Source organism: Microvirga vignae (assembly GCF_001017175.1).
Lineage (GTDB): Bacteria > Pseudomonadota > Alphaproteobacteria > Rhizobiales > Beijerinckiaceae > Microvirga > Microvirga vignae.
Genome location: NZ_LCYG01000020.1, coordinates 14,750 through 29,084, shown reverse-complemented (window position 1 = coordinate 29,084; position 14,335 = coordinate 14,750). Strand labels below are relative to the sequence as shown.

At 57.2% G+C, this 14,335-nt stretch carries 9 protein-coding genes and 2 pseudogenes; 9 read left to right on the top strand and 2 right to left on the bottom strand.

The genetic code is table 11. The features are described from left to right. Positions 1-45 precede the first annotated feature (45 nt). The 6 genes from AA309_RS08420 to AA309_RS08395 all read left to right on the top strand — a co-directional run bounded on the left by AA309_RS08420 (position 46) and on the right by AA309_RS08395 (position 7,862). Complete coding sequence (locus tag AA309_RS08420; RefSeq protein ID WP_150117448.1) at positions 46-1,380, top strand: sugar transferase; 1,335 nt, start codon at positions 46-48, stop codon at positions 1,378-1,380. Positions 1,381-1,413: 33 nt separating this feature from the next. Then, positions 1,414-2,751: a UDP-N-acetyl-D-mannosamine dehydrogenase gene (gene wecC / locus AA309_RS08415; RefSeq protein WP_084730998.1), complete on the top strand. Its 1,338-nt coding sequence runs from the start codon at positions 1,414-1,416 to the stop codon at positions 2,749-2,751. 27 nt (positions 2,752-2,778) lie between these two features. Next, the gene (locus AA309_RS08410) at positions 2,779-3,963 is read left to right on the top strand and encodes a glycosyltransferase family 4 protein (RefSeq protein ID WP_084730996.1); all 1,185 of its coding nucleotides are present in this window, start codon (positions 2,779-2,781) and stop codon (positions 3,961-3,963) included. 108 nt (positions 3,964-4,071) lie between these two features. After that, positions 4,072-5,439, top strand: coding sequence for an O-antigen ligase family protein (locus AA309_RS08405; RefSeq protein WP_047188562.1), 1,368 nt, complete (start codon positions 4,072-4,074; stop codon positions 5,437-5,439). Continuing rightward, positions 5,436-6,536, top strand: coding sequence for a polysaccharide deacetylase family protein (locus AA309_RS08400; RefSeq protein WP_052954568.1), 1,101 nt, complete (start codon positions 5,436-5,438; stop codon positions 6,534-6,536). Before AA309_RS08405 ends, AA309_RS08400 begins: the two co-directional genes overlap by 4 nt. A gap of 99 nt (positions 6,537-6,635) precedes the next feature. Beyond that, entirely contained in the window at positions 6,636-7,862 is a 1,227-nt protein-coding gene (locus AA309_RS08395) for a hypothetical protein (protein ID WP_150117447.1), read from the top strand. 89 nt (positions 7,863-7,951) lie between these two features. Here AA309_RS08395 and AA309_RS32955 read toward each other — a convergent pair. After that, positions 7,952-8,186, bottom strand: a pseudogene (locus AA309_RS32955) (IS3 family transposase); the annotation flags it as partial. Between the two features lie 43 nt (positions 8,187-8,229). Between AA309_RS32955 and AA309_RS08390 the strand changes: the two are divergent. Continuing rightward, positions 8,230-9,600: pseudogene (locus tag AA309_RS08390) on the top strand (IS30 family transposase). A gap of 470 nt (positions 9,601-10,070) precedes the next feature. Then, on the top strand, positions 10,071-11,144 hold the full coding sequence (locus AA309_RS36350) for a glycosyltransferase (RefSeq protein WP_052954566.1): 1,074 nt from the start codon (positions 10,071-10,073) through the stop codon (positions 11,142-11,144). Between the two features lie 21 nt (positions 11,145-11,165). On the opposite strand, the gene AA309_RS31800 is transcribed toward AA309_RS36350, so the two are convergent. Continuing rightward, on the bottom strand, positions 11,166-11,912 hold the full coding sequence (locus AA309_RS31800) for a class I SAM-dependent methyltransferase (RefSeq protein WP_052954564.1): 747 nt from the start codon (positions 11,910-11,912) through the stop codon (positions 11,166-11,168). A gap of 291 nt (positions 11,913-12,203) precedes the next feature. On the opposite strand from AA309_RS31800, the gene AA309_RS08375 reads away from it, so the two are divergent. Beyond that, positions 12,204-14,024 carry a GNAT family N-acetyltransferase gene (locus AA309_RS08375; RefSeq protein ID WP_047188560.1) on the top strand — a complete coding sequence of 607 codons (1,821 nt, stop codon included), beginning with the start codon at positions 12,204-12,206 and terminating at the stop codon, positions 14,022-14,024. The last annotated feature ends 311 nt before the right edge of the window (positions 14,025-14,335 follow it).

Sequence of the window (14,335 nt, the reverse complement as noted above, 5' to 3'; positions counted from 1 at the left end):
TGAACCAAAAAGTGGCCGCGTTGTATTTCTAAGGAGAACGATGTGGTGAACACAGTTGCAAGCGAGCAAAACGGCGCAGGCAACGGCGCAAGCGCCGACTCCAACGGATCCTCCCTTTTCATGGGCTCGTCTCAGCAGTCCAATAGAGCTTTCAAGCTGCATCCCGGCCACGCTGCCTTCCTGCTCGGCGTGCTCGTTGTGGGAATTGGGATCCTGACGATCGCCCTTTCCGATGAAATCGATCGGCAGATCTTGAATCATGTGGAGTTTCTATCAAGAGTTCTGGTCCTCCTATTACCCGCAATCGTCGTCATCTTTTCATTTGCTGTCGAGGGGCCATTGCCTCGCCGGATCATGGCGGTGCTCTTCTGCGTCCTGGCCACCCACGTGCCCATTATTCTGATGAGCGCGATTTTGCCGCTCCGAGTCACACCCCAGCTTATCTTCATGGGAGCATTTCTTTCGCTAGCCTTCGGCATAACAATCGCTCTTCTCCGGGTTGTCTATCGCAAGCGCATTGTCAGCGTCATCGCGACTGATCTAGGTCCCGAGGCTCTGAAGCAGATTGACCAGGATATTCGTCTCATCGACGATCCAAAGGCTGATCCATGTGGGCTTGATCTTCTTGTGGTTCCACGATCGGTCCTTTCGACGTCTATCTGGGCCGATTTCGTCGCGCGGGCAGCAGTTGCCGGATGCGAGATTCAATCAGTGACAAACTATGTAAAGCGGCATGCCGGCCGCATACATCTTGACGGCGATGAGCCGCTCGCGCTGGCCTGCTTGAACCGTCCCGCTTATAGACTCGTCAAGCGCGCCATGGATATCGCTATAGTTCTGTTGATGGCTCCGCTTGTACTAGCAATTCTTGCCGTGGCCTCAATGGCAATCCTGATCGATATGGGCCGGCCGATCCTATTCGTGCAGGATCGCGTGGGGCAGGCTGGGCGCGTCTTCCGGATGTACAAGCTCCGCACCATGCACAACGACCCGGCGACTAAACGTCAAAACGCGACCGCCAAGAACGATGGCCGGATCACCCGCCTTGGCCGCCTCCTACGTCGTTACCACATCGACGAGTTGCCGCAGCTCTGGAACGTCCTGATTGGCGAAATGACACTAATCGGCCCGCGGCCCGAGCAGCCAGCCCTGGTGGCTGCCTATGCCGAGCATCTTCCCGGCTACGATCTTCGCCATCTTGTCCGTCCCGGCATTACGGGATGGTCGCAGGTGCGGTTCGGCTATGCGGAAACCCTTGAGGAGACCCGCGAGAAGATCGAGTTCGACCTCTTCTACCTCGAGCGATTTGGGCCTGCGCTCGATGCCGAGATCGCTTTGCGAACAATCATCGCAATATTCGACCCCAACCGTGTTCGGTAACCTATCCAACCTTTAGAAAGATGAGCCTTCGCCATGGCAGATGTATGCGTTGCAGGACTAGGATATATCGGACTACCAACGGCTGCCATGCTGGCGAGCCAGGGTCATCAGGTAACTGGGTTCGACATCAATTCGGCGACCGTCACCTCGATCAATTCTGGGCATCCGCATTTTCATGAACCAGATCTGCAGATGCTGCTCGAAGCGGCGATCAGCACCGGTCGACTAAAGGCCCAGACCGAGCCCATCGCTGCGGATTACTACATCCTCGCCGTGCCAACTCCTCTCGTGGAAGAGAAGAAGCCCGATCTGTCTTATGTGGAGGCGGCATGTGACGCCATCGCCCCCTATATCAAGCGGGGGAGCGCGGTAATCCTCGAATCGACCTCGCCGGTCGGAACGACGGAGCGGCTGTGCGAGCGAATAGCCGTTGCCCGCCCAGATCTGAGGGTGCCGCGGTATTCGGAGATGATCGACGAGTTTGACATATTCGTCTGCCATTGCCCCGAGCGAATCCTGCCGGGGCAAATGTTGCGTGAACTTGTGTCCAACGACCGCATTATCGGCGGCGTCACGGAAGCCTGTGCGAAGCGTGGCGTAACGCTCTACGAGACCTTCGTACGGTCCAACCTGCTGGTGACAGATTGCCGGACGGCTGAACTTGTTAAGCTGATCGAGAACGCATTCCGCGATGTCAACATCGCTTTCGCCAACGAATTGTCGCTGATCTGCGAGCATCTCGGCATTGACGTCTGGCAGGCTATCGAGCTCGCCAACAGGCACCCTAGGGTGAAAATCATGCAGCCGGGGCCCGGCGTCGGCGGCCACTGCATCGCGATTGATCCGTGGTTTATCGTCGACAGTGCGCCTGAGTTGAGTCGCATGATCCATACGGCCCGGGAGGTCAATGATAGAAAACCCCACTGGGTAGTTGAAAAGGTCAAGTCCTTGGCGATGCGCTTCAAGCGTCCTGTTGTGAGTTGCTACGGATTGACCTACAAGCCCGACGTGGATGATCTCAGGGAATCTCCGGCTCTCGCCATCGTGGAGGAGCTGGCGCGCGATGAAAATCTGGAAGTTCTGGCCTGCGATCCGCATGTGCGCAGTCTGCCGCCTGTGCTGGCAAACCTGCCGAACGTCCGTCTTGCGGGAACCGACGAGGCTCGGCGCGAGGCTGACATCGTGGTTTTTCTCGTCGGGCATCAGCAGTTCCGGCATCTTGAGGCCAATACGTTCCTGAACAAGGTGGTTGTCGATACAATCGGCCTCCTCGGCACGGCGCAGAGGCGGCAGGATGTCGTACCCCTGCACAATCGCGCCTTGAGTGTCGTCAATGGCGTGCAGCCTGCGCGAAAGCGGATGCGATCTTGAGCGTTGCCATGGATAGGAGTAAGCACCATGCATGTTGCATTGGTCGGTGCCCACCCTTTTCCTGGAGAGCCCAGCAGAGGCGGCGTTGAACGAGTTGTCGAGGTTCTGCGGCGCAAGCTCGCGGAACGAGTACAGGTTTCCCTCATTGTCCCGAACACCCGGCGAAACCTGCTACACAGAGACGAGTTCGGCGAGATCTCCTATCTGAGGCGCCCGCCGGGACCCGGATTTTTGAGCTACTGGTCCTGGAGTTCGAGGGCTGTTCACCGGGAAATTGCGCGGCTTTCCCCTGACATCGTTCATGTGCAGGATTTGGCGGGGGTCGCTTGGCTCTGGCCGAAATGCCGGAAGTCTAGTAGTCCACCCGTGGTCTTTACCGTCCACGGAGTAAACGATAAAGACGTACTGCATACGGCCGGAACGGATGTTCTGCGCCGCTTCACAGCCCCGGCTCGGGCTGCTGTGATCGGTGCGATTGAGCGCGGATCACGCAAGAGCTATGACGACATCATTGTAATCAATGACTACGTGCTTGAGGCGATGCCCGATATCACCGCCTTGCGGCACCACTTCATCCCTAATCCAGTTGACGAAGTTTTTTTCAGCGCACCGCGTATTCCGCACCGGCCAAGCCTCACGCGCCATCTCCTGCAAGTGGGCGTCATCTCTCCTCGCAAGGATATCTTGGCATCCATCGCGATCGTCCGCGAAATGGTTCGTGGGGGAACAAATGTTCATTTGCATGTCGTCGGGCCCGTGGTCGACGAACGCTATCACCGCCGGTGCTTGAACGAGATCGCAAGGGCGAAGCTGGGGTCTGTCGTCACGTTTCATGGCGGTGTTCCGCCCAGCTATGTGGCGGAATTCATGGATCGTGCTGATGCGCTGCTCCTTGTCTCAAGGCAGGAGACGTCGCCGATGGTCGTTGCGGAGGCTCATTGCCGAGGTCTACCGGTGGCCGTTCCCCGCGCCTTCGGTCTGCGCTGGATGGTGACAGAAGGCGTCAATGGCATCTTTCTGGAGGCACCTACCCCTGCCGGCGATGCCCTTCGACTTAGCGAGTTTCTCGCGCGTGGGCCCGACCGGGATGCAATTCGTAGAACAGCGATTGCGCGGTATGAGCTCGACCGTATCATCAATCAAACCATCAATGTGTACCGCACAGCTTTGGGCTTGGAGCCTGCACCGTCGCGTCAAGCTATAGGAGCATGAAAACGTGAGCCGTTGGGATGTCGCTCATACACTTCCGGCAATTTCATGCAACAAGCACAGGAAGCGCGCACCTGTGTGTCGACCTGAAATGAAGTGGATAGGCACTTAATGCGGTCTCGCGCCCTCTCCGTTCCAACTGATGCCGCGCCGCGTGCGGAAAAGAGGCGGCACAGGGATCTCGCTGGGATTACGCTCCTGGTCTTCGGCGGTCTTAACCTGAATGGTGCGCTACTCCTGTTCTTTGGGACGCAGGCTCTCCTATCGCCACTGGTATTTTGCTCCACGCTCGTTCTGTGGCTGCGCTACGCACATCCTTCGGCCGTGAAGGCGGAATGCTACGTTCTGTTCGTGGCTTTCTTGGGTTCGTATCTCGCTTTTGCAGCGCTGTTTGCTGCGACCGACCCGCACTTCGATAGTTATTACATCAAATTTTACTCGGCAACGCTGATTTTTGTCTCAGCGATTTATTTCTGGCTGACCGGCTGTACGAAAGCCGAACTTGCCTATGTCTTCAGGATGCTTAAGCGCATCCTCATTGTATCGTGCATCTTCGTTCCATTGTCGCCGTATTTATCAACCTATCTAGCCTACTCGCATTCGCTCGACCGTCCCTCCGGCCTATTCGGCAACCCGAACGAGGCGGGAGTGGCAGCGCTCTTCTGCATTGTGCTGATTGTAGCCTATCCAGCCCGTAGCCGCGTTCTGACATTCGGCCAAGCGGTGATCGCCCTGCTTGCGCTAATTTTGACTTTCTCGAAAGCGGGCATACTGACGCTTATTGCGCTGAGCTTACTGTTCGTGATCACGCGGCGATCCATCGGCCTGTTGTGTGTTGCCATTCTCACTTTCACGCTGGCAGCGCTAAGCACGAAGTACATCTTGGCAAATGACGTGTTTCAGTTGTCCTATGATCAACGGGAGCGTCTCGCCGATGTTCTAAATATCCTCGGCGGCGACATCTCGACACGAACCACGACGGGGCGCACACTGGTGTGGGAGCTCGGACTTCGGCGGATCGATCAGCAGTTGCCGTGGGGTGCAGGATTGGGGGATTTTCATGCCCTTGTTGGCGGCTTCAGGGAGCGTCCTGATCTGGACAAATGGCTCGGCGTGCACAATACATTTCTAGTGATCCTGGGCGAAGCCGGTCTGTTCCCGCTGCTCTTGCTGATTGGCTTTCTCGCCCGCCTGTTCATGATTGGGTCCCGTTCTCCGGAGCGCCTGGTTGCGATTGGCTTCAGTGTTATCATGGTCGTCGATATGCTCTCGAGCCATAACTCTCTTTCCTCCCGGCTTTCGAATGTCGCCCTGGCTTCTGCAATGGCTATCGCTACGCGTGCCGTCATGAAGGCTCCAACCTGGAGACCATATTGTTTGCCTCTTGGCGCGGGCTGTCGCCCGGGTGCACGGAGCCAGCGGTCAGTAATGGATAGCAGGATCACGCGTCCTCCTCTGCGTGAGGGAGGCAGAGGATGAACCCGCCAATGATCAACGAGGGCATTGCCTCCGCTCCTGCGAGGGTACCCCATGAGTGGGGCTTGAAGGGTCTCCCGACCGGACACCACAACGACTGTTTGAGAGTCCTTTGCTATCATCGAGTCGGAAATCCTCACAGCGCCGGATTCAAGGGCTTCCGGCCGGCTTTCACGGCAACAGCTGATCAGTTCACGCGGCAAATGCAACTCGTGCGGAGGCTTTTCACGCCCGTGTCGCTGCAGCAGCTCGTGTTATGGCTGCAGGAGGGCAAACCGCTTCCCCGCAGGCCCGTGCTTGTTACTTTCGACGACGGGTACCGGGATAATGGCGACGTAGCTTGGCCTATCATGCGCGAATTTGGCATTCCCGGTGTTGTGTTCGTAGCCACTGACCATATCGGAACCGCAAAGCCATTCCTCTGGGACTTCGCTGCTTATTGCTTTCAGATGAGCGCATTGGAGAGGATTGCCGATCCCCTTATCGGCGAGCGGAACCTGTCGACCATGGCGGCTCGGCATGCAAGCACCGCGGACTGGGTTGCCGCCGCCAAGCGGATCCCGGGGAGTGAGCGCTGGACGGCTGCGCAGGCGCTTGCTGATAGGCTTGACGTCTCCCCGCCGGAGAATGCTTTCGCTGGTTTTTACCTTGGTTGGGACGACGTTCGCCGGCTAAGCCGGGATGGCCTGGAATTCGGGGGGCATACCTGCACGCACCCTATTCTTACTCAGCTTCCCACAGCCGAGGCGCAGGATGAGATCGCCGGGTGTCAGGCACGCTTGACGGAAGAGCTCGGGCGCTCCACCCTAGGTTTTGCCTACCCGAACGGCTCACGGAGCGATTATGCTGTCGAACATGAGGAGGCAGTGCGGAACGCTGGATTCGCCATCGCTTTCACCTTGGAGCCCGGCCCTTTACGCCTTCAAGAGGTCAGGCAAAGGCCAATGGCGGTTCGGCGGATCTATGTGGGGTTTCACGACAACGCTCCGCGCTTTATTGCCAAGCTCACCGGCATGTCGCGCCTCGCAGCCTGGGCTCAGGGGCGAGGGAGTCGTTCGGATCGTGCCGGGACAGCATATGAAAACCACGATGACGTGTGAAGGTGGGGACGTAATGGGAATGATCGGGCAGTCCTCGGTTTGTGCGATATGGGCGTGTTGTGCCGTCCCACTTGGGTAGGGCTGACAACGATGTTGGATGTGGCACGTAAAATCTACGGATCATCCGAGGCGCGGGAGCAGGCTGGCGTTTTCACATCCCAGATCCTGCTAAACTTGTCATTCTTCATTGTCATCGTGTTTGCCTCCTTGAGACTCGACCCGGGTACGTTCGCGCGGCTGTCGCTCACTAATAGCTGGATCAACGTGCTCGCCACTCTTTTTGCTTTCGGCCTGGACCAGAGCGCTCTCAAGCTTTCTTTCGAGCGCAGGGACAGCAGCTATATTGCGATCAATATCTTTGCCAAGGCCGCATTGTTCATGACGGCCTTCCTGTCCTTCCTGATCGGAACAGCCCTCTTCGGCCCTAATGTCAATCTGATGATCGTTGCCGCGGCGGCCGGGGTGGCGTTTTGGTCAGCGACACGAGTTGTCGAGCAATATGAGCGCCGGTTCACGCGTCTCACATGGATGAATAGTGTTCTTGCGATAACCCGCGTCGGCGCCGGCAGTATCGCAGTGCTGTTCAATAGCTGGATCTTGATCATACTTGCTGTGCACGTGGTCGCGCAATTGCCGATCCATTTCGCCACGTTGACCACGGCCATGCGCAATCTCTGGCCGATGCTGAAGGTGAGCAGCGTGCGCCCCTTGCTTGTCGTATCACCGCTGATGTTCACATCAGCCGCGCTGTACAGTGCCTTGCCGGTGATCACACAGAGTCTGCTGCACTATCGCGGCGAGGATCTTGCGACATCAGCCTTCGGCGTGGCGCTGATTTTCATGGCCCCAATCGATATCCTGATCGCCACCATCCGCAACTATGTTTTGCCGCAGGTCCTCTACCGAGATTTGAACGAGGTGAATGTGTTCGGCCTCGGGAATGGATCGTTCAACACTGTCGTGACGCTCTTCGCCGTGCTCTTCATTGCTGTGACGTTGCCGGTTGCCGGTATCATACATTGGATCTATGGCCAACGGCTTGCGATGGCGGGTCCATTCTTCCTAATCTATTTCGGAGGTCTGATCATTACCGCCTCGATCGGCCTCTACAACATCCGGGCGCAGCGGCATAACTTGCTGCGCATTGCGCTAATGGTTAATCTGGGGCGTGTTGGGGCAACTACCCTCCCGTTTTTGTTTCCGGCAGCCAGTCCCCTCGCCATTGTAACTTGGTCGGCCGTTGTCCAGGTCGTCGGCGAAGTTATTCTCTGGGTTGCCCTGACCTGGGCCGAGCGCAACCGGGCTCTAACATTGTCACCACCTTAGATGGACCTGAGCAGCGATCTTCCCCCGATTGAGTAGACACTGCGTTAGCCCGCTTTCTGCTCGGCCTGCTCGGCCTGCTCGGGCGTGAGTTACCAGAGCGCCGAGTGGATGCGCTGTCGATTGTAATAGCCCTCAAATAGCCGAACAGATCCCGCTGGGCCTGCTCGCGGTGGCCCAACAGCGCTGATGGACTAACTCCACCTTCAAGCAATGGAAGAACGACTCCATAGGGGCATTGTCATAACAGCAACCTGTTCGGCTCGTCGATGCCTTTGCGCCCAACGCAGCCAACTGCCGGACATAGGCCGCTGAGCAGTACTGGGCGGATTCAAACGGTCGTCGCAACACCCTGAAGGAGGAGGTTGCGATGAGCATTCGAAAGCGGCGGTCGGATCGGTCTGGACGAGCGCCGTTACCGTCACCGGGCCGGCCACCTGTGGCAGGACGTGACGAACGGAGTCGGTTCTGGTCAGTAATCGCAGCGGGAATGAGCAGCGAGGATGCTGCGGTCGAGGCAGGTGTGTCGCAGCCTGTTGGAACCAGATGGTTCCGAAAGGCAGGTGGCATGCCCCCAGCGATGTTCAGATCCTCAGCAAAGCCGCTCTCCGGGCGGTACCTGTCGTTACTGGAGCGTGAGGAAATTGCGCTTCTGCAGGTCCAGGGCCATTCCATGCAGGAGATCGGAGCCGGCTCGGTCGATCCGCCTCGACGATCTCCCGTGAGCTGCGGCGCAACGCAGCCACCTGCAGCGGTGGGCCGGAGTATCGCGCGACGACCGCCCAGTGGCATGCCGAGCGATCGGCCCGCCGCCCAAAGCCAACAAAGTTTGTCCTCAACGCGACCTTGCGCACTTATGTGGAGGAGAGATTGGCTGGGATCGTCGTCGCTCCGAGCGGCGTTCCCATTCCCGGTCCTGCCGCAGCCTGGAAGGGTCGCCCGCATGGCCAGCGACAGGATTGGCGCTGGGCTAGGGCCTGGAGCTCGGAACAGATTGCCCGGCGCTTGCCGATCGACTTTCCGGACGACAAGACAATGCGCATCAGCCACGAAGCCATCTATCAGGCACTTTTCGTCCAAGGCCGGGGGGCGCTGTGCCGCGAACTCACGGCGTGCTTGCGAACAGGGCGGGTGTTGCGGGTGCCGAGGGCGCGTGTACGCAGGCGCGGCAAGAGTTTTGTCTCGCCCGAGATCATGATCAGCCAGCGTCCTGCCGAAGCGGCCGATCGGGCGGTGCCAGGCCACTGGGAAGGAGACCTCATCCTGGGCTTGGGCAGCTCAGCGATCGGCACACTGGTCGAGCGCACAACCCGCTTCACGATGCTGCTGCATCTTCCCGGCTTGGCGGGCCACGGCGATGCGCCGCGCATAAAGAACGGGCCTGCACTTGCTGGCCATGGGGCCGAGGCTGTGCGCAACGCGATCGCGCGCGCCATCATCACCTTACCCGAAGAGTTGCGCCGATCGATGACCTGGGATCAGGGAGCGAAATGGCCCAGCATGCTCGTCTCAAGATCGATGCGGGCGTCCAGGTCTACTTCTGCGATCCGCAAAGCCCATGGCAGCGCGGCACCAACGAGAACACCAACGGACTGCTGCGTCATACTTCCCGAAAGGCACTGATCTGAGTGTGCACAGCGCCGAGGAGATCGCCGCCGTGGCAGCCGCCCTCAACTCAAGGCCGAGAAAGACGCTGGGCTGGAAAACGCCCGCAGAGGCACTTGACGAATGGCTGCGGTAAATCAACAGATTCCGTGTTGCGACGACCGTTTGAATCCGCCAAGTCCTCCTCAATCACTGTGATGAATGAGACCCGAGCCTGGTCGTTGCCGTGGTCTGTCCTCTGAGAAGGGGGCCTCCCTGAAGTATGGCTTGTGAGCCGGATGCCCGAAAAAGTTATCCTCGACATAGGCCAGTTTGACGGGTCAGGACCAGTCGTTCAAGATCCTGGCGCAGGCGGTGCGTACGAGCCTGTGCCCGCATTTGGCCCAGCAGCAACAAACCAGTCTAAGCGAAGACTTATTAGTCTGCGGTGAACCGACAACCACGCCAATTAGAGTAAACACTATGAGTGCGCTCTTGCCCACCGTTGTTTGATCGGCTGAGTCGTAGAATTGCCGGAACGATCAGAACTGAAGCTGGCCAAGAAGCACCATTGAATTATCCTGGCGGAGCCTGGATAATTGGCTCAAACAAGCATGGAGAGAACGATTGGAGCACCCGCTTGTTAGCCTTGATCCCGAGTGCGATTCCTCGCTATTTCCCGCTCGTGAGGAAAAGCCGGCCAGGATTAGAGTTCTTCTTCTCACGACTGAGTATCCCACTCCAGACCGACCCGGGGCGGCCGCTTTTTTGGTACGCCATGTGGAGGCCTTATCTAAGGCTAGGGTCGAGATTGATGTCATCCATTTTGTCAGCCGCGCAAGTCCGATGAATCATTTCCGCGCATGGAAGCACATGCGCGCGCAATTGCGCTCCAAAACATACGATATCGTACACGCCCATTTCGGGCACGCTTCCATGATCGCGAGGCTCCAGCGTTTAGTTCCGGTGGTAGTTACCTATCATGGTAGCGATGTGATGGGAATTGTCGGAAGCAATGGTCAATACTCGTTGAAAGGTCGCTTCGTCTCTTTCATCAGCCGGCTGATGTCGCTTCTCGTGGATGAGGTAATCGTGGTCTCCCCTCATCTAGGCCAGCGCCTGCCGCGCAAACGATATCACGTGATTCCCTTGGGCGTTGACCTTGACCGCTTCGCCGTGACGCCCAGGGAACAGGCACGTGACCAACTTGGGTGGCCTCAGGACTCGTTCGTCGTGCTTTTTGCAGCGCTTGATCTTGCGAATCCGGTGAAGCGGTTCTCTCTAGCGCAAGAGGCTGTCAGGCAACTTGAAGACACGATTCCTGTAAGCCTGAAAACAGCAAGCGGCCTAAAGCCAGAGGACATCCCGCTCTATATGTGCGCGGCCGACGTGCTGCTACTGACCTCGATCCATGAGGGCTCGCCGACAGTCGTGAAGGAAGCTTTGGCCTGCAACCTCCCGATAGTCTGCACCGATGTAGGAGATGTGCGCGACCAGCTCAACGGCGTCGTGCCCGGCGCCATATGCTCATCTGATCCGGCGGCGCTCGCCGAGGGATTGCGCCAGGTCTTTCAGTCCGGGTGTCGTTCTAATGGTCGGGGCAAGGTAGCATCGCTTGCCGAACCTCTTGTCGCAGCAAGGGTCATTGAGGTTTACTGGGGAATGCTGAAGCAACGCATCCGGCGAAATGCCGTTTCATAGACCCTGGATCGATGCTTTCATTCAAGCTGTCTTCTGAGCCGAGACCCAAATTCTAGCACGCAGAGCCGGGAACCGGCGTTCGAGGGACCGCTCGTAAAACACACCCAAGAGGAAAGTGACGACGCTGAAGCGCAGATAGCCGGGCGGAGTCGAGTGAAAGGTGATCGTGGGCTCTAGTCCCACCTCACGACAGAGCATCTCAATGGTCCTGCGGTCATTGAGACGATAATAGGTCGGAAAGACTTCGTTTTCCGTTCGGCCCGATGCGAAGTAGCGAACGTAGAAACGGTGAAACCAGGTCGGCGTAACGCGGGCGATGAGCATGGGATAGTAGAACCGGCTTGGCGTCTCGAATATCAACTGACCGCCGGTCTTGAGCACCCGAGCCGTCTCTATTAACGCGGCTTGCGGATCCTCAAGGTGCTCCGCCACCATCTTGTGGAAGACGAGATCGAAGGCTGCGTCCTTGAAAGGAAGGCGCGAGGCATCGGCCACCTGAGCATAATCAAGATAAGGATTATCAAGAACGCGCGGATCGAGATCCACCCCGGCATAGAACGCGCAGTGTGCTTTGAGTGCAAACACATTCTGGAGACCCGAGCCGGATCCGGCCCCGATCTCCAGCACTTTCATGTCCGGCTTCACGAGTGAGGCAACGTGCCGCTCAAAGGCATCAGTATAGTTGTTCGGATAGAATTGCTGCCACAGTCGCTTGATTCCGGGTCGCAGTCGCCCGTCAAAATAGGGCGATTTTTCATAACTCTGCATCCACAACTCCTCACAGGTAATCGCTGATTCAGATCGCCATATTCAAGCGACAGCATAGGAAACTCGCGCCCTGATCAGCCGACGCATTGGGGCTATACTCCATTTTTCCTCGCGCCTTCGAGCTCCAAATCAGACTTCATCAGGGAGTACACACGGAGGGCTTACAATAACCCGGGTATCGGCAGTCATGCGGCTCTAGCACTTTAGCAAAGTATTGAAAGCTAATCCGGATATAATATTATCTCGTATGAGTCGCATAAGTTAGGCTCTGGCCTTAGAGGTGCGAGTATCATGGATTCTTCAGGAACTGCGATTAATCCTGCCAAGACGGAGATTGTCCGAGGAACCAGTGCCGACACGCTACTTCAGAATGCCGGATTTCGTCAGGCTTGGTCGGAACTCGCTGCGGCGTGCCCTTGGAGCACCATATGGCAATCCTGGGAATACGCCGAAACTTGGCTCTCCGTCTATCGCGAAACTTATGAACCGCTCTTGGTAATCCAGCGCGACGAGGCCAACGGACTCATCGGACTCCTGCCGCTTGCGATCCAGAGGAACACAGGTGCCATCGTTCATATCGGCTCCGGCCAAGCTGAATATCAGGCATGGCTAGCGTACGAGACACACGGAAATTCGTTCATCGAGGAGGCTCTGGCCGCGCTTGGCCGCAATTATCCGGGGCAGCGGTTAAAATTCAAATACCTCCCACCAGGATCTCCGATCGACTGGTGCGGCGCGGGAAGCGCGTGGGAATCGCGAGTAATCCTGCGCGAACAGAAACGCCCTCTCTTGGCGCTCGGTCCCAATAGCCGCGCCGAGGAATCCCTGCGTAAGAAGAGCAACAAGAGCCGCATTCACCGGCTTCAGAGAATAGCTACCTTTCGTCTGGTGCAGTTGAACACCCGCGAAGAACTCGAGAGCATTCTTCCTACGGTCGCCGAATACTGCGATCTGCGCCAAGGCGCTATCAACTCTCTTCTCCCCTTCCGGGAGGATCCCTGCAAGAAAGAGTTCTGGCTGCGGCTAATTGAAAAACCCGGGCTGGTGCATGCATCAGCGCTTATGCTCGGAGATTCAGTGATTGCCGCACATATCGGTCCGATTGACCGCAGCACGGTTCTGCTCGGCATCATTGCCCATTCACCATTCCTAGCGGAACATTCTCCCGGAAAGCTGTTGATCCTGCTCCTTGCTAGTGAACTCGGCAGACAAGGTTTCCGGGAACTCGATCTGACACCCGGAGGGATTTACAAGGATCGCTTCGCCGATCATGCGGATCAGGTCTACACCCTCGAGATTTATTTCAATCGGGCTGCCTTCGTCCGTGCCATTGGGAAGGCTCGTCTACATGGAGTTTTAGCTAAAGCATTTGGCGGAAGACGTCATACAATCGCGAAACGCGCAAGGCGGATTGCGAACACGGGTGTCTGGACTTTCTTGTCCCACGTGACCCGGACAGCTTTTCATAAGCTGCTTCGACACCATGAGTATAATATTTACGCCATCTCCCCGAAAGAGGTGCGACATAGCGACATTTCGCCGAGGCTCAATGTCAATTGCATTGCTGATCTTTTGCTCTACCAGCCGTTGGGCGTGGCTGATCCTAGCAGGACACAGTTCTTTCTCGATTCCATCGAGTGGCTGCAGGCCGGCGCCCGCGTCTATACCTTCGCAGAAGGCGGTGTGTTGCTTCATTGCGCCTGGCTCAGCAATCTTAAGAGCAGTGTTGAAATCAATTCGGAGGATCGTATCGCGCCGCCGAAACATGCATGCCTGCTCTGGAACAGCTACACGCACCCAACAGCACGTGATCGCTTCCTGCAAAACTGCTCCGTCGCACAGAGGTTACAGGATGCAGCCGCACTGCCGGATATTGAGACGATCTTGGTCCGAATTGATGCAGACGACTCTCGAGCAAAACATGCTCTCGAAGAGGCAGGCTTCATGACCTGCAGCATTGCCGATCGAGAAAGACGCGCCCGATGGCGGTTCCGGCTCTGGAGTCCTTGGGGAAACGCACATTCCGAGCGCTGTAATGAGTCCGGACGCCAGTTGGCTCAAAGATCAGAAAGCTGTGAGGTTGCGAGCTCCCCAATCGACAAGAGTGCTTGATTTGCAAGACTCAATCCGACGCAGCCACTGTCTCAACGTAAGATAGCGTAATTGAAGATTGTGAAGGGCCCCTAGGCTCGAAAAGTGAGGCAGATTTCGAGAGAATGGCGGAGTGTAGAAAAGGGAAGCTGAAGTAGTCCCTGAATAGACTGAACACCATCTCACACCTCGTTTAAGAGATAGGAGTAGTGTTGGTGCTACGTCTAATGTGGGGAATTAGCAGCGGCGCCGGGCCAGCAGATCTCAGCACGCCGATGAGTTGGGATCGGCGTTAGCATCAGGCTGAGCCAAGTGGCTTCCACCGTCGACGG